The following is a 21,523-nucleotide window of genomic DNA, read 5'->3' as shown; positions in this document are numbered from 1 at the left end:
TATGACGAATCCAAACAGAGCAAGCGCCGAAGACCAGGAACTGGTCGCGTTGTTCGCCGGGCTGGACACCCCGGGTGTCTCCGACGCCATGGACAAGCTGGGCTTGCACGGGCAGTCGCTCGGCATCATGCCGCTGGCGAACTACACGAAGGTCGTCGTGGGGCCGGCGTTCACGGTCAAGTACGTGCCGGCCAGCAATCCTCCCGGCACGGTCGGCGACTTCATCGATGACGTTGCTGAGGGCGACGTGGTCGTGATCGACAACGACGGCCGCACCGATTGCACGGTCTGGGGCGACATCATGACCCAGTACGCGGGGCTGCGCGGGATCGCGGGCACTGTGATCGACGGTGTCTGCCGGGACGTGAACAAGGCGCTCGGCGACAACTATGCCCTGTTCACTGCGGGTCGCTTCATGCGAACCGGCAAGGACCGCGTGCAAGTCGAGTCGGTGAACACCACGGTCGGGGTCGGAACCGTCCGCGTTGCTTCGCGTGACATCGTGGTGGCGGATGCGAACGGCGTCGTCGTCGTGCCGCGTGGTCGTGCCCGGGAAGTAGCCGAGATCGCCCGCAAGATCGAGGAAGTCGAGTCGCGTATCCGCGAGCAGATCGCGGAAGGCAAGTCGTTGGGCGACGCACGCGCAGCACTCGGTTATCACAAGCTTCAAACCAAGGGCTGAGCCATGTCCAACGTTCCTTCCTACGATTCGCTTCTGCTGGCGCAAGCCTGCAGGCTTGGCACGTCGACGCTGTACGAAGCATCGGGTCTCGCTACCAGTTCGGTCGATCCCGCGATTCACACGGTATGGCCGGGTGCGTCGATTGCCGGCCCGGCGTATCCGCTCGAATGTTCGCCGGGCGACAACCTGTCTATCCACATTGCGATGGAGCGGGTGCCCCGCGGCAGCGTGCTCGTCGTATCGACCGGCGGCTTTGTGTCGGGCTACTGGGGTGAAGTGCTGACCGTGGCGGCCGAAGCTGCCGGTGTCGCCGGTCTGGTCATCGACGGAGGCGTGCGTGACATCGCAGCCCTGACCGCCCGACGCTTTCCCGTGTTCACCCGCGGCATCTGCATGCGCGGCACGATCAAGGCCAGCGCACCGTCGGTCGGGCAGCCGATCAGCTTCGCCGGCACGCCGGTGGCGACCGGGGATCTGGTCGTTGCGGACGATGACGGTGTCCTCGTGATCCCGGCGGCACACGTCGAAGAGACGCTGGCGCAGGGACAGGCCCGTGCCGACAAGGAGGCGAAGATGATGGACGCGTTGCGTGAAGGTCGCAGCACGTTGGAGTTGATGGGGCTTACGAGCTGGAGGACCGCGCAATGACCGCACCGGCAGAAAGTCTGAATCGCTTCCTGGCCGCAGCACGTCCGTCGGCGACCTATAAGGTGATGGATCGCGTGGCCGCACGGCGTGCTAGCGGTGCGGCGGTGATCTCGCTGAGCGCCGGCGAGCCGGATTTCGATACGCCGGAGCACGTTCGCGAAGCGGGCATCGCAGCGATCCGGGCGGGTCATACGCGCTACACGCAAGTCGCAGGCTTGCGTGCGCTGCGTGAGGCGATCGCCGCGAAGTTTCAGCGCGAGAACGGCTTGGACGTCGACTGGCGCGATACGCTCGTATGCAGCGGTGGCAAGCAGGTGATCTTCAATGCATTGGCGGCCACGCTTAACGAGGGCGACGAGGTTGTCGTGCCGGCGCCGTATTGGGTCAGCTACCCTGAAATCGTGCAGCTTTGCGGCGCGACGTCCGTGATCGTCCCATGCGGGGCAGAAAGCGGTTTCAAGCTGACGGCAGACGCGTTGCAATCGGCGATCACGCCGCGCACGCGCTGGCTGATTCTGAATTCGCCGTCGAACCCGACAGGCGCGGTCTACAGCCGTGCGGAACTGCAGGCGTTGGCCGAGGTGTTGCTCGCGAACCCGCAGGTGCTAGTGCTGTCCGACGACATCTACGAGCATTTGATTTTCGACGGCATCGAATTTTTCACGCTCGCTCAGGTCGAGCCGCGGTTGCGCGAGCGTGTGCTGACGATGAACGGCGTGTCCAAAGCGTATGCGATGACCGGCTGGCGCATCGGCTTCGGCACGGGTCCCGGCTGGTTGATTGAAGCGATGGAGAAGCTGCAGGGGCAGCAAACGTCGGGGGCATCGACGATTTCGCAGCATGCGGCGCTCGCCGCATTGACGGGCCCACAAGACTTCATCCAACACTCGCGTGTTGCATTCCAGCGCCGGCGTGACCTGGTCGTCGATCAACTCAACCAGGCGCCCGGCCTGCACTGTGCGGTACCGCAAGGCGCGTTCTACGTGTTCGCCTCCTGTGAAGGCCTGATCGGCAAGACGACGCGTGCAGGAATACATCTGGACGGCGACGAGGCGGTGGTTAACGCGTTGCTCGACGAGGCCGGTGTCGCGACTGTGCATGGCAGTGCGTTTGGTCTTGGGCCTTACATTCGCATCGCGTACGCGCTCGACGACAAGTCCCTGGCACGCGCTTGCACGGCGATTCAGGATTTCTGCACGACGCTGGCGGATTGAACGTCGCCGCAGTGCGCTGCCTCGGTACCTTCAATGAACTGAGGCCGCATTGCGCGAATATTAGTGCAAGGTGATTTAGATGACTCGTGAATTTATCCGATCGCAGTTCCGGTTCAACGTCGACGGCACGGCGCTCGACGTCTCGGCCATTCATCGCGACGGCGACAAAGCACCGATCGTGTTTCTGCACGGCTTCGGCTCTACGAAAGAGGACTATGCCGATATCGTACGCCACGCCGCATTTGACGGGCATCCGTTCATCGCTTATGACGCGCCTGGGTGCGGCGAAACCCGTTGTGCCGACCTGTCGCAGATCAGTATCCCGTTTCTCGTGAAAACTGCCCGTGCCGTGCTCGAACATATCGGTTTCGATCGTTTCCATCTGATCGGGCATTCGATGGGGGGGTTGACCTCATTGATGCTCGCACACCAGCAGCCTGAGCGTGTGCTGAGCTTCGTCGATATAGAAGGAAACATCGCCCCGGAAGACTGCTTTCTCAGCCGTCAGATCGTCGACCATCCGCGGAACGATGCCCAACGATTCTTCGACGACTTCATCGAGCGGACGCTCCATGCCCCGGCCTATGCGAGTGCGCTCTATTCGGCGAGCTTGCGGCACAAGGTTCGTGCTGAAGCCGTCGGCGGGATTTTCCGATCGATGGTCGATCTGTCGGACAACGGCGACCTGATGACGAAGTTCGTAGGTCTTCCGCTGCCGAGGATGTTCATGTACGGCGCGCAGAATGCATCGCTTTCCTACCTGAAGCACATCCAAGATAAGGGGGTCGAGCTGGCCGAGATCCCGGATTGCGGACATTTTCCGATGTATTCAAATCCGGTGCTGATGTGGGAGGCAATAGCAGCGTTTCATAAGCGATCAAGCTGACCTTTCAGATTATAGAAAAGACATCGGATCTGAGATTGATGGCGGAGACAATGATGAATTCAAAGACAAAAGAAAGTGGATTTTCTACGCAAGAGGAGGAGGCCAATCGCAAAGATTGGCTCGAGTCTCACGAGGCCGGTTACCACAAGACTCTAGGCAATCGACAGGTGCAGATGATTGCGATCGGTGGTGCGATCGGTACCGGCCTTTTCCTTGGTGCAGGCGCTCGCTTGCAAGCGGCTGGTCCCTCGCTCGCGATCGTATATCTCGTGTGCGGCGTATTTTCGTTTCTGATCCTGCGCGCGCTTGGCGAGCTCGTGATGCATCGACCGAGCAGCGGCAGCTTCGTATCGTACGCGCGTGAATTCCTCGGCGAGAAGGCATCGTTCGTCGCTGGCTGGATGTACTTTCTAAACTGGGCGATGACCGGCATCGTCGATATCACTGCGGTCGCGCTATACATGCACTATTGGGGCGCGTTCGCTGCTGTGCCGCAATGGATGTTTGCGTTGATCGCACTGTTCATCGTCGCGGCGATGAATCTGATTGGCGTGAAGTGGTTTGCCGAGATGGAGTTCTGGTTCGCTTTGATCAAGGTCTCGGCGATCGTGATCTTCCTGATTGTCGGGACCGTGATCCTCGGCAGTGGCGGGCAAGTTGCAAGCCACGCGACCGGGATGCATTTGATTGCTGACAACGGAGGCTTCTTCCCGCACGGACTGATGCCGGCGTTGGTGCTGGTGCAGGGCGTCGTGTTCGCGTTTGCCGGCGTCGAGCTGGTGGGAACCGCGGCCGGCGAGTGCAAGGATGCACGCAAGGTGCTACCGAGTGCGATCAACAATGTGATTTGGCGGATCGCGCTGTTCTATGTCGCGTCGGTCGTACTGCTCGTGTGCCTTCTGCCTTGGAGTGCGTACAAGGCAGGACAGAGTCCGTTCGTGACGTTCTTTGGCGCACTCGGCGTATCGGGCATTGGTTCCGTGATGAATATCGTTGTGCTGTCCGCCGCACTATCGAGCCTCAACTCTGGGTTGTATTCGACCGGCCGAGTGTTGCGTTCGCTATCGATGGGCGGTTCCGCACCGAAGTTCCTCGCGCGGATGAGCACGCAATCGGTGCCGTATGCTGGGATCCTTGTGACGGTTGCCATATACGTCGTCGGTGTGGTGCTGAACTACCTGGTGCCGTCTAGTGTATTCGAGATCGTTCTCAACGTCGCGTCGCTCGGGATCATCAGCACGTGGGGCTTCATCGTGGTCTGCCAGATGAAGTTCCGCGCGGCGGTTGCGCGAGGCGAGGCAGAGGATGTTCCGTTCAAGATGCCTGGTGCGCCGGTTACGTCATGGCTCACGCTGGCTTTTCTCGTCGGTGTGCTGGTGCTGATGGCATTCGACTATCCGGGCGGCACGTGGACTGTTGCATCAATCCCGGCTGTCGCATTGCTACTCGTCGTCGGATGGAAATGGATGAGCGGGCGCGCGCGCCGTGCTGACCTGACGAAAGAGATTCCGTCTGTCGTGTTTACGCAGAACGCGCTTGAGAGCGACAAATACTGACAGACCCTCGCGATACCGATCGCGTGAGCGAATCGGTATCGTCGCAACAGAAAAAAGAAGAACTCCGAGGCTGTTCTGGAAGGCTATCTCAGTGTTTCATGGGTACGCCGGTTGACTCATCCTGAGAGCGAAGCGGCCGTTTGAGGCAGCCGCATTATTTTAATGGTATGTATGACGAATTAATCTCGAGCGGCCGGCCACTGATGCTCTGTCAACGAGCGGGTGTTCGGTGCAGCGGAAGATGACTTTTTCCTGGAGACCACGATGAATTTCACGACGAAAATTCCGGCAATCTTCCCTGCTGTGGCGATGCTCTGCGCGACGATTTCAACACAGGCTGCAGCTGACCAGATCGTCAAGATTGGCCATGTTGCGCCGCTGACCGGGCAGATCGCCCATCTTGGGAAAGACAACGAAAACGGCGCGAGACTTGCCGTCGAAGAGATCAACAAGAAGGGGCTCGTTGTCGGTGGCCAGAGGATTACGCTGATGCTCGATGCGCAGGACGACGCCGCGGATCCGCGCCAAGCGACCCAGGCCGCTCAAAAGCTGGTCGATGATCGCGTCGTCGCTGTGGTTGGTCACCTGAACTCGGGTACGTCGATTCCGGCATCGAAGATTTATAGCGACGCGGGCATTGTGCAGATATCACCATCGTCAACCAATCCGACTTTGACACAGCAAGGGTTCAAGACAACGTACCGAATGGTGGCGACGGACGCGCAACAGGGGCCGGCGCTCGCCAATTACGCGGTAAAGAACCTGAAAGTGAAGTCAGTTGCGATCGTCGACGATGCAACTGCGTACGGCCAGGGGCTCGCGAACGAATTTGAGAAGACTGCGAAGGCGCTTGGTGTAACGGTGGTATCGCACGATGCGACGAACGACAAGGCAGTAGATTTTCGCGCGATTTTGACGAAAATCAAGGGCGAGAACCCGGATGTGATTATGTACGGCGGTATGGACGCGACGGGCGGTCCGTTCGCGAAGCAGTCGAAACAGCTGGGGTTGCGTGCGAAAGTGCTCGCTGGCGACGGTCTGTGCACCGAAAACTTGGCCGATTTGGCCGGCTCGGCAACCGACAACGTGATCTGCTCACAAGCGGGGCTCGCACTTGAGAAGATGGCGACGGGCAAGGAATTTCAGCAGAAGTATGAAGCACGCTTCCATCAGCCTATTCTGATCTACGCGCCGTTCACGTATGACGCCGTGTACATCATTGTCGATGCGATGAAGCGCGCGAATTCGACCGATCCGGCGAAGATTCTGCGAGAGATGCCGAAGACAGATTACACCGGGGTGATCGGGGAAACGACGTTCGACTCGAAGGGCGACCTCAAGCACAGTGTGATTTCGCTTTACGACTACAAGGCAGGAAAGAAGATGCTGCTCGATGTTGTGAAGATGTAGATCCGTGGGCGAGCTAGTGCGCTGAGACGGGTCGCCTCTAGGCGGCCTGTCATCTGTAAAACCTATGACTTGATCTGACATTAATGTTGCTTAACGGGAGAGGTGGCTGCGCGAATTCGGACAGTTGGGTAAGTGGAGCGACCGGGCTGATCCGCTTGGGTTTCCCGGACCAGATCTAGAGCGAGTTTTGCGGCGTTTCAGGTCTGGCTGAACCCGATGAAGGCACCAGCTGACGGGCGAATTCGGCTGGTGCCAGCTCTTTGAGAGCCGAGTGAGGACGACTCTCGTTGTAATCCCGGCGCCACGCCTCGACGATCGCTTTGGCTTCCCCCGAGCGTTTCGAACCAATGGAGGTTCAAGCACTCGTCGCGGAATGATCCGTTAAACGTCTCGATGTGGCAATTGTCGGTGGCTTCTCGGGCCTGCTGAAGTCGATTTTGGCTCGATAGTGGTACGCCCACATGTCGAGCAGGCGCCCCGAAAATTCGCTGCCGTTGTCGACGAACAGATGTCGCGGAGCGCCGCGCCGAGCGGCGATTCGATTCAGTCCAGATACCACGTGTTCGCCTTTCGGCCGTTGTCCGACTTCGATCGCCAACGCTTCCTTCGTGAAGACATCCACGATCGTCAAGGTGCGAAATTTCGAACCATCAGCAAGCTGGTCGGCCGCAAAATCCATACTCCACGCATCGTTTGGTTTGATCGGAACGATCTTCGCCACCCGCGTCACCACCATCTTTCGCCGCTGCGGTAACTTTGAGCGCAACTGCAACTGCTCTTCGCAATACAGCCGGTACGCCTGGTTCCGGCCCAACTGCCAGCCTACCCGGCGCAACAGCACGTGGACACGTCGATAGCCGTAGCGCACCCGCGTATGGGCAATCTTGCGCATCCTCGACCGAAGCTCTGAGCGCGGGTCTTTGATACTTCGGTAGTACTGAACGCTGCGCGGTTGCTTCACGAGCCGACAGGCCCGCCTCATCGTCAATCCGTAGTGGCTCACCACGTAATCCACCACGTCTCGTCTCAGCGCGGGCGGGCCACTTTTTTGATGCAACGTCCTGCAAAATGGCCTTGTCCAGGCTCAGTTCGGCAACCAGCTTCTTGAGCCGCGCGTTCTCCTCTTGCAGTTGCTTGAGCTCGCGCACCTGATCTGACTGCATTCCGGCATATTGCTTCTTCCACCGATAGAACGTCTGTTCGGAAATACCGACCTGCCGGATCACATCGGCCACTGGCATGCCCAGCTCAGCTTGCTTGAGCACCGCCACAATCTGTTCGATCGAAGAGCGTTTCCGTTTCATGACAAACCACCTCCTGGCTCAGGGTCAAGTTTGACTCAAAACTCACGCTCGGATCGGTCCGGGATTCCTAAAGCGGATCACCTCGAGGGGGGCATGCGTGTCTCCCGTATTCGGCGCGCTTGGCGATGGAAACCATGCTACCCAAACAGGTGTGGGTGTCGACGGGCGAAACGTGATCGAAAGCAACGGAAGATAGCCGTCATTCCCAGCGGCTGGAATGGAACGCGTATCCGGACGGCATCGGGCCGGATGCGGCGCCGAGATGGCGCGCCCTTTTTTCGCCGGCAAGGAAAAACGAACGTCGAAGATTGCCTTGAAGCCGTTCATTCAGACAAATCGCGATGACGTGAAACGGCGCGCAACCGCTTTTCGCGTTTGCGGGTAATCCGGAGGTCTGCGATCCGAATCCCAGTTCGTGGAACTAATCGCGTATTCGCGGCACGGCCAAGATTCCCAATGCGAGGACGCATCGCTAGCATTCGATTCCTGTTCGGCGACTTGCGTCGCCAGAACCTTCGCAGGGCATCGCGCCGCACATGTTCGGTGCTCGTCAGGCGAAAACACATTAGTTATGCAAACGAATGGGAATGAAAAGGAGACACGCGTGAAGTATGCAAAGCAATGTGTCGCGACCTCGCTCGCGCTGTTGATGCCGATGCTGAGCCATGCCCAGAGCAGCATCACGCTGTATGGCGTGCTCGACGCCGGGTTGCTCTACGTGAACAACGTCAACGGCGCGCACCAGTACGCCACGCAGGCCGGCTGGTACCAGGGCAACCGTTGGGGGCTGACGGGCACCGAGGACCTGGGCGGCGGCTATCAGGCGATCTTCCGGCTGGAAAGCGGCTTCTCGCCGCTGAATGGCTCGCTCGGTCAGGGTGGCGCGATGTTCGGAAGGCAGGCGTATGTGGGTATCGCGAGCCCGTACGGTACGGTGACGGTCGGCCGCCAGTACGACGCGATCGTCGACTACGCCGAACCGGCGCGGGCAAATACCGCGCTGCTGATCAACCATCCCGGGGAATTCGACAACCTCGGCAACGATTATCGCCTGAACAATGTCGTCAAGTATTCGAGCGTGAACCTGCACGGCTTCAAGTTCGGTGGCCTGTTCAGCCTGGGTGGCGTGGCGGGCAGCTTCGAGCGCAACCGCGCCTATTCGTTCGGCGCATCGTATAGCCAGGGGCCGCTGTTCCTCGGCGTCGCGTATCTGGACGTGCGCGATCCGAACTTCTCGTACTACGGCAACAACCCGTCGTCGAGCACGACAGGCAACAACATGTCCGCGTACCGGATCTTCTCGGGCTATGCGTCGGCCCGCTCGCTGAACACGTTCGCAGCGTCGGGCAGCTATGCGTTCGGCAACCTGAATGTCGCGCTCACTTACAGCAACGTGCGCTTCCAGGGTCTCGGCGCGCTCGGCAGCCTGAATCCGCAGGGCTACCAGGGCACGGCTGCATTCAACACTGCGGAACTCGCGCTCGGCTATGCGATCACGCCGTCGCTCAAGCTCGGCGCCTCGTATCAGTATATCCACGGCGCGCCGGTGCGGAACGGCGAGGCCGGCAAGGTCACGTATCACGAAGCCGATGTGTCGATCGACTACCTCCTGTCGAAGCGCACCGACGTGTACGCAATGGTGATGGCGCAACAGGCATCAGGTCGCGATTCGACCGGACAGGCAGCGATGGCTCAGCTGTGGGCGCTGTCGCCCGCGTCGAACAACCGGCAGGTCGGCACCGTGATCGGGTTGCGCCACAAGTTCTGAGTGCCGGCCGCGCGGCCAATTCCAATGCGTGGGATTGGCACGTTCTTTCCGGCGAGACAGGCATGTTCAGCCGCGCGATCCGGCCGTACGATGCTGTCCAAAGACGCTTGCGCGCACGCCGCGCGGCAGGCGCATAGCAACGATGGAGACACCCAGCATGAAATTCCGCGGACAATACCGCTCGACCATTCTGGCGATGCTTCTGCTCGCCACGGTCATCAACTACATCGACCGCTCCGCGCTGTCGATCGCGATGCCTTTCATCACGCGCGACTACCACCTGACGGCGGGCGAGAAGGGCATCATCTTCGGCGCGTTTTCCATCGGCTACGCCGCGTTCAACTTCCTCGGCGGCTACTTTTCCGACCGCTTCGGCGGGCGCCGCGTGCTGAGCTGGTCGATGACCGGCTGGTCCATCGCCTGCGGCCTGACCGCGGCGGTTTCCGGTTTCTGGTCGATGCTGGCCCTGCGCATCGCGTTCGGCATGGGTGAAGGGCCGAACGCCGCGACCGCCAACAAGGTCGTCAATACCTGGTTCCCGATCGGCGAGCGCGCATCGGCGGCTGGTATCGGCCAGTCGGGTGGGCCGATCGGCGGGGCGCTGGCAGGCCCCATCGTCGGCTTTCTGGCCCTGACCTTCGGCTGGCGCACCGCGTTCATCGTGATGGGCGTGCTTGGCCTTGGCTGGGTCGTGATGTGGCGGCGCCTGTCGACGGAAACGCCGGCCGAGCATCCGCGGGTCAGCAAGGCGGAGCTGGCGCAGATCGATGCCGGCCAGGAACCGGTGCGGCGTCCGCAGGGGGAAAAGGTGTCGATCCGCGAGGTCGTCGCGACGCGTTCGGTGCTGACCACCGGCATCTCGCTCTTCTGCTACAACTACATCCTGTTTTTCTTCATCACCTGGTTTCCGAGCTACCTGGTCGATGCACGCAACATCAGCCTGAAGGACATGAGCCTCGTCAGCTCGCTGCCGTGGATCACGGGCGCGATCGGCTACATGTCGGGCGGGTTCATCGTCGATGCGATCTACCGCCGCACCGGCCGCCGCATGATGTCGCGCAAGGTCGTGCTGGTGACGTCGTTCCTGATCTCGGCGGGCTGTGTCGCGCTTACCGGCATCGTCGACGAAGTGTGGACGGCAGTCACTGTGATGACGGTCGCCATCGGCCTGCTGATGCTGGCCGGCCCGGCGTACTGGGCGATAATCCAGGACAGCGTGCCGCGCCATCAGGTCGGCACCGCGAGCGGCTTCATGCACGGTCTCGCGAACTGCTCGGGCATCGTCGGTCCGGCGGTTACGGGCTTCCTGATTCAGAGCACCGGCAGCTTCGTCAGCGCATTCGTGCTGGCCGGTGTGGTCGGCCTGATCGGCTCGCTGATTCTCGCGTGCTTCGTCAGCGGCAAGGAGCACCTCCCGGCGCCGACGCTGGCTTGACGCCGCGCGTCGATGCGCGATCGCCCCCATGGCGCATGTCCGGCAGGACCTGCGCCGCTTATTTTTTTGACGCCATGAATCACGCCACGCACGGCCTGAGCGCCGATATGCAAGCCTTCATCGATACCGCCGCGCGCTTTCGCAGCTGCACCGACGACTGGCCGTCGCGCCGCGCGGCCTTTGCACGCCAGTGCGCGCATTTCACGCCGCCCGCGCCGCAGCTGCTCGTCGTCACCGATCGGCGGATCGGCGGCGTGATGACGCGCTGTTTCGTCCCGGCCGGCGATGCACCCCCGCGCGGCTGGCCGGTACTGGTGTTTTTCCACGGCGGCGGCTGGACGACCGGTGATCACACCACGCACGACTGGTTCGCATATGCGTTGCTGGCGTGCGCCGATCTGGCGATCGTCGCGGTGGATTACCGGCTCGCGCCCGAAGCCTGCTTTCCCGCGCCGCTGGACGACGGCCTGGCCGTCTGGGATGCGCTGGCATCGACGGCGCTGCCGTTCGACCCCACCCGCCGCGCGGTGGCGGGCGACAGCGCGGGCGGTACGCTGGCCGCCGCGCTCTGCGTCGCGTTGCGCGAGCGCGCCGAGGCCCAGCCTGCCGCGCAGGTGCTCGTCTATCCGGTGCTGAGCGCCGCCGACCATTTCCCGTCGATGCGGGAACACGCCGGCGCACCGATGCTGCCCGCGCGCGGGCTCGCGGAATCGATCGCGTTGTATGTGCCGAACGAGATCGAGCGTCGCACCGCGCGCGCCATGCCGCTCGAATGCGAGCGTTTCGACGGGCTCGCGCCCGCGCTGGTAGTCGTCGCGATGCACGACGTGCTGCGCGATCAGGGCATCGACTTCGTGCAGCGCGTGCGCGACGCGGGCGGCGACGCGCATGCGTGGCTCGCGCACGGCCTCGTGCATGGCGCAATGCGGGCGACTGAGCTGGCCGAGACCCGCGCGTGCTACGACCGCATCGCGTCGTTCCTGATCGAACGGGGCGCGGCGATCCATTCCGCGCGGGCATAAAAAAACGGCGAGCCTCGCGCTCGCCGTGGTATCGCGTGGCGGCCGCCGCCCGGCGCGCGCTCAGCGCGGCCGCACGAAGTGCGCAATCACCGCTTCGTCGGGCGCGAGACCGATGCCGGGCGCGTCGCCGAGCCGCAGCTGATGGCCCGAACGAATCGACTCGAGCGCGATCAGTTCGGCAGCCGGCTCCACATACAGCCATTCGATCTGCAGCATGTCGCGATGCGCGGTGGCCAGATGCAGCGTCGTGAGGAAACCGGGCCCGAAGTACGGGCTGTGCGGCAGCACACCGAGTTGCGCCGCGCGCGCCAGCTCGACGATCTCCAGAAACTCCGTCACGCCGCCGACCTTGCTCACGCTCGGCTGCAGATAGTCGACCGCGCGCGCATCGACGGCCTGCTGGAACTGCAGCGCCGTACACCAGTTCTCGCCGGCGGCGATCGGCACGCCGCGATCGCGCAGCGCCGCGAGCCGCGCGAAATCCTCGGGCGGGAAAATCGGCTCCTCGAGCCATGAAATGCCGCCCAGCGCCTTCAGCGTCTCGATGTTCGCGAGCGATTGCGCGTCGGTCCACGCGCAGTTCACGTCCACCGAAATCGGCGCGCGGCCGTCGACCGTCGCATGCGCGGCCTCGATCACCGCGAGATCGATCTCGTGCAGCTTGATGTCGGCGAAGCCTTTGTCGAGCGCACGGCGGCAGATCGACGACGCGGCTTCGCCATCGCCGTAGCGCACCAGGCTCGCATACGTCGGCAGCGTGGCGGGCTCGATGCCGCCGAGCAGTTTCCACAGCGGTTCGTGCCGGCGCTTCGCGGCGAGATCCCACAGCGCCATGTCCACGCCGGAAATCGCGAACAGCGTGATGCCGTAGCGGCCGAAGATGTGCAGCGCGCGTTGCGTCGCCTTGGTCCACGCGGGAATCGATTCGACGGTCGCGCCTTCGAGCAGCGGCTTCAGGCGCGTCTCGACCACGCTGCGCGTCGCATCGGCCACGAAATAGCCGAATGCTTCGCCCCAGCCGACGTTGCCGTCGGTATCCTCGATACGGATCAGCACGGTTTCCATCGACTTCCAGGCCGACGGAGTAATGCCGAGTCCCTTGCCGCCGTCCTCGAACGGAATCTCGATCACTCGCGTTTCGACGGAGCGGATCTTCATTGTGGCTTCCTGACGATCAGCGGTTGCGGGACATATGGGCCTCCGACGTAGTCGGGGCCCGCCGACGGCGGCATGGCGTCGCGTTCGACAAACGCGGGCGACAGATGTTCGAGCGCGGTGTCCTGCGGCGCATAGCCGAGTTCCTTCGCCCGCGCGTTGTCGAAAAACGGCGCGGGGCAGCGCGACACGCCGTACACGACTTCGTTGACGATGCCGTCGTGCTCGAAGCCGATCCGGATCAGCTGCGCGAGGTCGCGGCCGCTGACCCAGATATGCTGGCGGCGGCCGTCGGCGACCTGTGCGTCGGCATTGCCGATGCGGATCGACAGCGCCTTGATGCCATGCCGATGCGCGTACATCGCGCACGCCGCTTCGCCGAACACCTTGCTCAGTGCGTAGAAGCCGTCGGGCGCGACCGGCGCGTGATCGCCTGTGAAGCCGTCGATGCGATGCTGGCCCAGCACGTGATGGCTGCTCGCGAACACGAAGCGCCCGATGCCGAATTCGCGGCACGTGTCGAGCAGATAGAGCTGCGCGCGATAGTTCGCGTCGAGCGTCGCTTCGAAGTCGATGTCGAGGCTGTACGCGCAGGCCAGGTGCAGGATGCCGTCTACGCCGTCGGCCGCACGCCGCACCGTGTCGCGATCGGTGATATCGCCGACGATCGCGGTTTCGTTCGACGCGAGGCCGTCGGCCTCGCGCAGATCCATCAGGCGCAGGCAGTAGTGCTCGCGCAGCCATGGGCGTACGCGCGTCGACACGCCGCCGGCCGCGCCCGTCACAAGAAGGGTTTTCATTGGAACGCGTTCTCCCGGTCGATGGTCATCGCGTGTAGTCGCATGCGACCCATTCGAAGTATTGCTTTAAATCCGCAACCAGCGCCTGATGTGCGGGATGCGGAAGGTAGAGCTCGATGGCGTCGGCGTCGTCGAAGCTTGCTTCCAGCAGATAGTCCCAGCAGATCGGCCGCGCGAGTTCGTTGGCCGATACGCGCCACGCGCGGATGAAGTCGATCTCGCGCTCCAGGTTGCGCATCCGCTCGACCAGCGCCGCCTCGCGGTACGCATCGGCCGCGACGTGCGGCAGGCGCCGGAACATCACCACGTGCTGCATCATGCGGCGGCTCCTTCGCGGTTGGCCCGGATCGCCCAGTCCGGCGCATCCTGCAGCGCGACCGGACGTAGGAAGCGTTCGATCGCCGCATAGCCGACGGACGTGGTTTGCGGCTGCGTCGACGCGGGCCACGGGCCGCCATGCTGCTGGGCGTCGCACACGGCGACGCCGGTCGGCACGCCGCCGAACAGCACGCGGCCGGCTATGCCGCGCGCGGCGCCGGCAAGCGCGCGGTTGGCCGGGGTATCGACCTGCGCGCCCCACAGCGTCACAGTCAGCGACCCTTCGACGGCGTTCAGTACGTCTATGGTTTCGGCGTCGTTCGCGACGCGTACGACGAGTGCGGCCGGCCCGAACATTTCTTCTCTCAGCGCCGGGTTGTCGAGTAGCGTGCGCGCATCGGTCTCGAACAGGCGCGGTGCGGGTGCGTCGGTGTTGTCAGGCAATGACGCGGCAAGGCGGACGCGCACGCCCGGCTGCGACGAGACCTGCGACGCGGCATGTTCGAAGCCGCCGCGCATCGCGGGCGTCAGCATCGCGTGCGGTTGCTGTGTGTCGAGCGCACGCGCGAGCGCCGCGACGAAGCGTTCGCCTTGTGCATCGTCGCGCACCAGGATCAGGCCCGGACTGGTGCAGAACTGGCCGCAGCCGAGCGTGATGGAGGTCGCGAGCGTCGTCGCGGGCGTGTCGACGCCTTCAGCGAGCGCGTCCGGCTGCACGACGAGCGGGTTGATCGAGCCCAGTTCGCCATAGAACGGGATCGGGCGCGTTCGCGCGTTCGCCGCGCGCCACAGCGCGACGCCGCCGTGGTACGAACCGGTGAAGGCGACCGCCTTCACGTCGGGATGCGCGACGAGCTGGGTCGCGGCATCGCGCGAAATCTGGTCCACGAATGCGATGACGCCGTCGGGCAGCGACTGCTCGCGCAGCACGTCGGCGGCGAGCGCATGCACGCGGCGCGACAGTTCTGGATGCCCCGAATGCGGCTTGACGATCACCGTGCAACCCGCGGCTAACGCGGCAGCCGTATCGCCGCCTAGCACTGAGAACGCGAACGGGAAGTTGCTGGCCGAGAACATCGCGACCGGCCCGAGCGGCTCAAGCACGCGCGTCAGATGCGGACGCCCCGCCGGTGGCGCGCCGGCGACCGCGAGGTCGTCGATCTGATGGCGCGCGATGCCGGCCTCCACGCGCTCGGCGAAGCCGCGCAGCTGGAATGCCGTGCGCGCGACTTCGCCGGTCAGACGCGCCGGGCCGAGCGAGGTTTCCTCGTCGGCGATCGCGACGAGCGACGCGCTGCTGCGTTCGAGCGCGTCCGCGAGCCCGCGCAACAGACGGCTGCGCGTGGCGTCGGATGCAGAGCCGTAAAGCGCCTGTGCGGCATGTGCCCGCTCGGCGGCAGTGCGTACCACGGGTGAAAGATCCTGCGTGCAGGCGGTATCGCGTTCGAGCGTGCTCATGCGTTCGCCTCCTGGTGATAACCGCGCCCGCTGTAGTCGAAATCGACCAGTTCGTTGATCGCCACGGTCTTGTCGGCCGGCGCGGCGTAGTACGCGCGAATCTCCTTGATGCGGCACGTCTGCGGATCGAACACGTACCATTCGTCGCCGCGCAGCGCGGTGCCGAGCTTGCCTTTCCAGTGGGTCCACTCGATCACCGCTTCGTGCGAATCGTGCGACACCAGGATTTTCTCGATCGTCCACTGCGAGCCGAGTTCGGCCACGCACCATTGCCATTTTCGCGCGATGACGTCGGCGCTGCGCCATGGAATGTCGGGAAGGCCGGCGGGGAAGTAGTGCACTGCGTCGGGCGTGAAGCAGGAGACGAGTTTGTCGTAATCGGCCTCGTTGCAGGCGTCGAAATAGCGGCGAATCAGCGCTGCGTAGCGGTCCGGGTCGTGATCGGGCATGAGGGGGTGCCTCCGTTGTGGCCCGTCGCGCATCATGGACGCGAACGAGCTCGTGATGTGAAGAGGGGCGCGGCTGGCGGCGCATGAAGGGATGACGAGCAGTGTACGAGCAAGCGCGCCCTGCGATGAGGGCCGACGGCGCGCCGCGCGTCAGTCAGTCTCAGCATCTGGAATCGCGATCGCATTTCGCGAATTGGTCGTTCGGTGTCCACGCGAGCGTAACGCGCGCGATCAGCGAGGCGCCCGGCTCGAGGACCTGCATGCCGGTGCCGTCGATGCCGCCAGCGGCGAGATTGAAACCGTTCGCGACGTGGCTCACCGGCTCCAGGCAGACGAACGGCCCGCCGCGCGCCGCATAGGCGACCAGATGCGTGAGCGGTGAGTCGCTCGTCATGTGCAGCGTGCCCGCGTCGCGTTCGATGCGCGCCGCGCCGTTCCATTCGCTCACGTAATCGACGTAGTCGTTGGCTGCCCAGTCGGTGCGCGACAGCGCATGCCGTGCTGCAATCGCGGACGTTTGCCCGGTCGGCAGGCAGTCAGCGTCGATCTGCCAGCGGCGCGCGGCCCCGAAGTGCACGGTCGAGCGCGGATCGGTTGTGAAGAACGGATGCCAGCCGAGGCCGGCGGGCATCGCCTGCGTGCCCGGGTTGTGCAGGCCGAGCGAGACGGCGAGCGCGTGACCGGCCAGCTCGAACCCGATCCGCGCTTCGAACGGCCATGGCCAGTCGTCGCATGCGTCGCTTTCGAGTACAAGTTTCGTGCACAGGGAATCCGCGTGCGCGACAGTCCACGCACGGCGTTGCGCATGGCCATGCAGCGCGTTGGGGCGGTCGAGCGGATGTGGTGCGAGCGCGTACGCGGCGCCCCGGAACACTACGCGCGCGTTGCGGATCCGGTTCGAATACGGCACCAGCGGATACGCGCCCGCTTTTGGCCAGCCGTGCTTGGGCGTGTCCCACGTGGAGAGCGGCACGAGCAGGTCGACGCCGTCGCGGCGCGTGCGCAGGCGACACAGGCGCGCGCCGCGTTCCGGCGCGATTTCCGCTTCGAGGAGATCGTTCGAAAGTGTCAGGCGAGGGGGAGCAGTCATGTGAGGAGGGCAATCGATGAACCGGAAGAACGCGACGCTCACGAGTCGAACGGCAGGCGCAGCAGATGCCCCGACAGCGGCGCGCTCGCGAGCGATTCGATCGGTTGATGATTGCGGTCGCTCGTGATGTAGAGTGCCGCGCGGTGCTGCGCGTCGCGCATGAACGCGAGGCCGGTAGGCGCAGCCACGGGCAGGCTGACGATGCGTTCGAGCGTACCGTCGGCGGAAAAGCGCATCAGGCTCCAGCCGTCGCGCAGTGCAGTCCACAGGCCGCCGCGATCGTCGAGCGTGACGCCGGACAAGCGCCCGGAGCCGGGCGGCAGGGTCGCGAAGCGGCGTACGCTCGACGAGCCGCGTCGCATCATGTAGAGCGTGCCCGACGCGGACGCGGCGGCGAACGCGGTTTCGCCGTCGGCGGACCACGTCATCGAATCGATGCGTTCGTCGAAGCTCCAGATGCCTTCGAAGCGCTCGGCGTCGTTGACGATGCCGAGATGCCCGCGGCTGTCGCGATGCAGCCAGCCCCATGTATGGCCCGAGCCGTCGGTGCAGAGCAGCGTGAGGTCGGGGTCGTTCCAGACGCTGCCGCCTTCGCAGACGGTCAGCGTGTCGTCGGGGGCGAGGATCAGGTGGCGGCTTGGCTGGACAATCAGGAGCCCTTCGGGTCGCAACTGCATGCCCGTGATCGGCGTGTCGAACTGGCGGACCACGCGATCGTCGCCCCGCCCGGACGGCCCGCCCGGCTTCGCGCCGCGCGGATCGACGCTAAACGCATGCACGGCGGGCGCGAGCGTATCGGCCCAGTACAGGGCGTCGCGTTCGGCCCACCACACCGGAAATGCGCCATGAAATGCCCACGACGGGCTCGCCGCCGACACTTCCTCGCCATCAGACGCATGACCGCCCGATTCGAGTTGCGCGCCCACGCGCCGCGCCGCGTCGGCCAGTTCGGGCCCGAGCAGCTCGAGGCGCGGCAGGGACATGCGGTAGGTCGGCCCGGCGACGCTGATCGCGCCGCGCACGCGGCCTTCGCTGTCGACGATCGGTGCGGCGACGCAGCGCACGCCGAGCACGATTTCTTCGTCGTCGATCGCGTAGCCGCGCGTCGCCGTGATCTGCAATTCGACCTGCAGGCGGCGCCGGTCGGTGATGGTGTGCGGGGTGAGCGTCGTCATCGTCACGTTGCGCAACAGCGCTTCGCGCTCGTCGCGCGGCATCCGCGACAGGATCGCCTTGCCCTGGCCGGTGCAGTAGACCGGTTTGCTGCGGCCGAGCGCGGCGGACGAGCGCTGCGAATGCGCGCCGTCGCACCGTTCCAGCGAGATCACTTCGTGACCGTCGAGCGCGGCGAGATAGGCGGTTTCGCCGGTCAGGTCGCGCAGTGCGCGCAATTCCGCGGTCGCTGCCACGACAAGATCGGGCATCAGATAGGAATTGCGCACCAGTTCCAGGTAATGGAATCCGAGTCGATAGACGCGGTGCGTCGGATCGCGGCGCAGCAGGCCGTGTTCGATCAGCGTCGCGAGGATGCGGTACAGCGTCGTCTTGGGTAACCCGGAGCGGTCCAGCAACTCCGCGTTGCTCATGCCGTCGGGCGCGCCGCCCACCATTTCCAGTACCGATAGCGCCTTGGATAGCGCTGCCGTGCCGTCTCCGATACCCATATTTCCATTCCTTGGAATTCCCCGGCGGACGCATCGAGTTCGCCCGTTCGATGTGTGCGACTTTAGCAGTAGCATCGATTTCATGAACCGGATTTTAGGTATGCAGTTCCACACGTTGGTACTGCACGGGATTTTTTTCGAGGAGTTGGGGATTGATATGACGTTACATGCGTATGCCGATGGGCTGGACAACGAAGTGGACCGCGCCGTTCAGGTCAGCGACGCGACGCTCGAGCGGCTCGCGAAATGCAGCAGTGGATCGCTGACGACGCAACTGTTCAAGCGCGGATTTCGGCAGCCGGCGCTGGTTGGACTGCGCGCCATCAATCGTGAGGTGAAGCCGTTTGCGGGGCGTGCGTTCACGATGCGCTTCATCCCCGCGCGAGAAGACATCGATACCTACGGCACGATGACCACGCGGCCGAACGCAGACAACCTCCAATGGCAAGGCGTCGAGCAGATCTGCGAAGGCGACGTGCTGGTGATCGACAGCCGCGACGATCCGCGCGCGGCATCGGCGGGTAATATTCTCGTGACGCGATTGCTGGCGCGCGGCGCGCGGGCCATCGTTACCGACGGCGCGCTGCGCGATGGCTCGGAAATCGCGGCGATGGCGCTGCCGGCCTATGCACGCGAAATCACCGCGACCACGCGCATTTCGTATCACCACGTCGCGGATCTGCAGGTACCGATCGGCTGTGCCGGCGTGGCGGTGTACCCAGGCGACATCATTGTCGGCGACGCGGATGGACTGACGGTGGTGCCAGCGCATCTCGCGGAAGAACTCGCGGACATCTGCGAGAAACAGGACGACATCGAAAGCTATCTGGCGATGCGGATCGCGGCAGGCGAGGCGCTGTGGGGTGTGTATCCGCCGAGCTCACAGTCGTATGCGGACTACGAGGCGTGGGTCGCGGGCGGCCGCAAGCCGCTTAGCGCAGCAGGGAATGTCAAATAATGGTGCGCGAAGGTGCCGCTCCGAAGCGGCATCATGGATGCTCCACGGGTGGTTGATTTGGGCGACTGACGGCCGTCGGACAACAGATTGGCAAATCGATCTATTCGGCCAGATCTGGCTTACTGGGTCGCTTGTGTGTGGCAAGCACGTTTGTATAGTGTCGGACAAGCGTGCTCGTCTGGGCGGCTGATTCGCGTTCGTCGTCGAGAAATGCCCGGATGAAGTGGAAGCAATGTTGCCCCGGCCGATCGGCAACAGATGTCGGCCTGTGGTTACCGCTTGCGCCCTTTCACAGTTTCCGGTGAAAGGGCGTAGCGACTGCGGTGAGGTTTGCGTAGATTGCGTCGTGCTCTTGATTGAATACTAGAGCTGTATTGCCGAGGGTGGTAGAAAGAACTTCGACGCTCGTGACGATGTCTTGGTCAGCCGCGGCACTAGGTGAAATGCGAAGCCTGAAAGCCCGTTAGTTAAACGTGATGAATTGCGCCGATGACCAAACTTTGCTGTCGTTGCGCTGCCGCCCGAAGAAATAGACGGGGCGGTAGCCGAATTCCGCATGGCCGGGCGCCACCTCGATGCTGCCGGAGAGATCGACGGGCAGTGGCTGGTCTGTCAGCCGCTCGACCGCGACGAACAGCTCCGTTCCGTCAAGCGCATCCGTCGCCGTACCACGCGCGAGCAGTTCCGCACCGCTGATCTCGAAACGGAATTCAGGCGCATGGACAAATGGATTACGCTGCAGCGGATCGCCGAACTTCGCGAAGCTGTCGATCGTGCCTTCGACCACGATCGTCGCGGCGGCGAGATTGCCGATATCCAGCTCGATGCTGTCGGCGTCGCCGTAGGTGTCGCTGTGGAATTCAACGTCGGTCGCGCCGGTGCGCCATGCCGATTCCTCGACATGCTCGAACCCGTTAGACCCGAAACGGTGGATCGTGCCGTTGACGATCCTGATCCGGCCGCGCCACGCAGCCCAGCGGTAGCGATCGCGAATGCGGGCGCCGCCCCAGCGCACCCGGACGAGGCGCTCCGCGTAGCCGAGTTCCGCGTGCAGGTTGCGCTCCCATAGCAGACCCTCGTGATCGTACGCGGCCACGTATTCCCGCCCTGACTGGCCGAGCAGCCGGTAGTCGAGCCGCGCCGGCCCATCGTGCGCGAATGCGTCGCCTTGCCAGTGATCGCCGCAGCGCACGAGCAGCGCGCTGTGCTCGCCGGTGGTCGCCCACGTGCGGCGCGCGCGCAGTGCTTCGCCGACGTGCTTGCGGTCGAGCGCGGGTGCGAGCATGCCCGTTAGCCCGCCATGTACGCCGAAGACCTGCACGCCGGGTGCGCCGCCGCCCGGCCGGCCTCGATGTTCGTCGCCGCTGGCCGCGACGCCGAGCTGGTAGCCGCGTTCGATCACATCCTGGTACAGCCAGCCGAAGTGGCCCTACGACGACGCGATCTCGACGAGCCGTTCAAGCTCGGGGTGGTGCCAGTCCGGAATTGACCCTGACCCAAGAAATAGTCCGGCGCAAAAGTAGAGAAATTCGGCATGATGTGTCCAAGCGGACACGAAGGTCATGCCATGAAGACGAGCAAGTTTACGGAAGAGCAGATCGCATTTGCACTGAAGCAAGCCGAGCTGGGTACGAAGGTCGAAGAAGTCTGCCGCAAGCTCGGAATTAGCGAGGCGACTTTCTACAATTGGAAGAAGAAATTCGGAG

Annotated in this window: 20 protein-coding genes and 1 pseudogene; 12 read left to right on the top strand and 9 right to left on the bottom strand. The window is 63.6% G+C overall.

The genetic code is table 11. The features are described 5' to 3' along the window. Nucleotide 1 precedes the first annotated feature (1 nt). The 6 genes from B7G54_RS06960 to B7G54_RS06935 all read left to right on the top strand — a co-directional run bounded on the left by B7G54_RS06960 (nt 2) and on the right by B7G54_RS06935 (nt 6,396). The gene (locus B7G54_RS06960) at nt 2-682 is read left to right on the top strand and encodes an RraA family protein (protein ID WP_085038438.1); all 681 of its coding nucleotides are present in this window, start codon (nt 2-4) and stop codon (nt 680-682) included. A gap of 3 nt (nt 683-685) precedes the next feature. After that, the gene (locus B7G54_RS06955; protein ID WP_085038437.1) at nt 686-1,330 is read left to right on the top strand and encodes an RraA family protein; all 645 of its coding nucleotides are present in this window, start codon (nt 686-688) and stop codon (nt 1,328-1,330) included. Next, a complete protein-coding gene (locus B7G54_RS06950; RefSeq protein ID WP_085038436.1) occupies nt 1,327-2,544 on the top strand; it encodes a pyridoxal phosphate-dependent aminotransferase in 1,218 nt (405 codons plus the stop codon). The genes B7G54_RS06955 and B7G54_RS06950 overlap by 4 nt, the downstream gene beginning before the upstream one ends. A 79-nt stretch (nt 2,545-2,623) precedes the next feature. Then, nucleotides 2,624-3,430, top strand: coding sequence for an alpha/beta fold hydrolase (locus tag B7G54_RS06945; RefSeq protein WP_085038435.1), 807 nt, complete (start codon nt 2,624-2,626; stop codon nt 3,428-3,430). Nucleotides 3,431-3,483: 53 nt separating this feature from the next. Beyond that, the gene (gene ansP / locus B7G54_RS06940) at nt 3,484-4,986 is read left to right on the top strand and encodes an L-asparagine permease (protein WP_106408954.1); all 1,503 of its coding nucleotides are present in this window, start codon (nt 3,484-3,486) and stop codon (nt 4,984-4,986) included. Nucleotides 4,987-5,250: 264 nt separating this feature from the next. Further along, nucleotides 5,251-6,396 (top strand): branched-chain amino acid ABC transporter substrate-binding protein, encoded by a 1,146-nt coding sequence (locus B7G54_RS06935; RefSeq protein WP_085038433.1) that lies wholly within the window; start codon nt 5,251-5,253, stop codon nt 6,394-6,396. A gap of 175 nt (nt 6,397-6,571) precedes the next feature. Here B7G54_RS06935 and B7G54_RS06930 read toward each other — a convergent pair. Continuing rightward, a pseudogene (locus B7G54_RS06930) lies at nt 6,572-7,700 on the bottom strand (IS3 family transposase). Nucleotides 7,701-8,304: 604 nt separating this feature from the next. Between B7G54_RS06930 and B7G54_RS06925 the strand changes: the two are divergent. The 3 genes from B7G54_RS06925 (at nt 8,305) to B7G54_RS06915 (ending at nt 11,925) form a co-directional block, all read left to right on the top strand. Beyond that, nucleotides 8,305-9,468, top strand: a complete 1,164-nt coding sequence (locus B7G54_RS06925; protein ID WP_085038823.1) for a porin — start codon at nt 8,305-8,307, stop codon at nt 9,466-9,468. A 157-nt stretch (nt 9,469-9,625) separates the two neighbouring features. After that, the gene (locus tag B7G54_RS06920) at nt 9,626-10,903 is read left to right on the top strand and encodes an MFS transporter (protein ID WP_085038432.1); all 1,278 of its coding nucleotides are present in this window, start codon (nt 9,626-9,628) and stop codon (nt 10,901-10,903) included. 107 nt (nt 10,904-11,010) lie between these two features. Then, the gene (locus B7G54_RS06915; RefSeq protein ID WP_165765555.1) at nt 11,011-11,925 is read left to right on the top strand and encodes an alpha/beta hydrolase; all 915 of its coding nucleotides are present in this window, start codon (nt 11,011-11,013) and stop codon (nt 11,923-11,925) included. A gap of 60 nt (nt 11,926-11,985) precedes the next feature. Here B7G54_RS06915 and B7G54_RS06910 read toward each other — a convergent pair whose 3' ends face one another. The 7 genes from B7G54_RS06910 to B7G54_RS06880 all read right to left on the bottom strand — a co-directional run bounded on the left by B7G54_RS06910 (nt 11,986) and on the right by B7G54_RS06880 (nt 18,859). Beyond that, a complete protein-coding gene (locus tag B7G54_RS06910; protein WP_085038430.1) occupies nt 11,986-13,083 on the bottom strand; it encodes a mandelate racemase/muconate lactonizing enzyme family protein in 1,098 nt (365 codons plus the stop codon). Beyond that, entirely contained in the window at nt 13,080-13,880 is an 801-nt protein-coding gene (locus tag B7G54_RS06905) for an NAD-dependent epimerase/dehydratase family protein (RefSeq protein WP_085038429.1), read from the bottom strand. The genes B7G54_RS06910 and B7G54_RS06905 overlap by 4 nt, the downstream gene beginning before the upstream one ends. A 25-nt stretch (nt 13,881-13,905) precedes the next feature. After that, nucleotides 13,906-14,199, bottom strand: a complete 294-nt coding sequence (locus B7G54_RS06900) for a Dabb family protein (protein WP_085038428.1) — start codon at nt 14,197-14,199, stop codon at nt 13,906-13,908. Further along, nucleotides 14,196-15,656 carry an aldehyde dehydrogenase (NADP(+)) gene (locus tag B7G54_RS06895; RefSeq protein ID WP_085038427.1) on the bottom strand — a complete coding sequence of 487 codons (1,461 nt, stop codon included), beginning with the start codon at nt 15,654-15,656 and terminating at the stop codon, nt 14,196-14,198. Before B7G54_RS06895 ends, B7G54_RS06900 begins: the two co-directional genes overlap by 4 nt. Continuing rightward, a complete protein-coding gene (locus tag B7G54_RS06890) occupies nt 15,653-16,105 on the bottom strand; it encodes a nuclear transport factor 2 family protein (protein ID WP_085038426.1) in 453 nt (150 codons plus the stop codon). The genes B7G54_RS06895 and B7G54_RS06890 overlap by 4 nt, the downstream gene beginning before the upstream one ends. Nucleotides 16,106-16,265: 160 nt before the next feature. Next, nucleotides 16,266-17,195: an aldose 1-epimerase gene (locus B7G54_RS06885; protein WP_085038425.1), complete on the bottom strand. Its 930-nt coding sequence runs from the start codon at nt 17,193-17,195 to the stop codon at nt 16,266-16,268. Between the two features lie 38 nt (nt 17,196-17,233). Next, nucleotides 17,234-18,859 (bottom strand): IclR family transcriptional regulator domain-containing protein, encoded by a 1,626-nt coding sequence (locus tag B7G54_RS06880; protein WP_085038424.1) that lies wholly within the window; start codon nt 18,857-18,859, stop codon nt 17,234-17,236. Between the two features lie 82 nt (nt 18,860-18,941). Between B7G54_RS06880 and B7G54_RS06875 the strand changes: the two genes are divergently transcribed. Further along, nucleotides 18,942-19,817 (top strand): RraA family protein, encoded by an 876-nt coding sequence (locus B7G54_RS06875; RefSeq protein ID WP_244289271.1) that lies wholly within the window; start codon nt 18,942-18,944, stop codon nt 19,815-19,817. Between the two features lie 463 nt (nt 19,818-20,280). Here the strand turns inward: B7G54_RS06875 and B7G54_RS06870 are convergent, their stop codons facing one another. Beyond that, nucleotides 20,281-21,102: a hypothetical protein gene (locus B7G54_RS06870; RefSeq protein WP_244289270.1), complete on the bottom strand. Its 822-nt coding sequence runs from the start codon at nt 21,100-21,102 to the stop codon at nt 20,281-20,283. A gap of 15 nt (nt 21,103-21,117) precedes the next feature. Between B7G54_RS06870 and B7G54_RS39585 the strand changes: the two genes are divergently transcribed. Both B7G54_RS39585 and B7G54_RS06865 read left to right on the top strand, forming a co-directional pair. Next, nucleotides 21,118-21,306, top strand: coding sequence for a hypothetical protein (locus B7G54_RS39585; RefSeq protein WP_244289269.1), 189 nt, complete (start codon nt 21,118-21,120; stop codon nt 21,304-21,306). A gap of 78 nt (nt 21,307-21,384) precedes the next feature. Beyond that, the coding region (locus tag B7G54_RS06865) for a transposase (protein WP_165765554.1) at nt 21,385-21,523 on the top strand (139 nt) is incomplete at its 3' end.

It is taken from the genome of Burkholderia puraquae, from assembly GCF_002099195.1.
Taxonomy (GTDB): Bacteria; Pseudomonadota; Gammaproteobacteria; order Burkholderiales; family Burkholderiaceae; genus Burkholderia; species Burkholderia puraquae.
The sequence above is the reverse complement of the archived record's forward strand: the minus strand, read 5'-3'. Positions and strand labels throughout refer to the sequence as shown.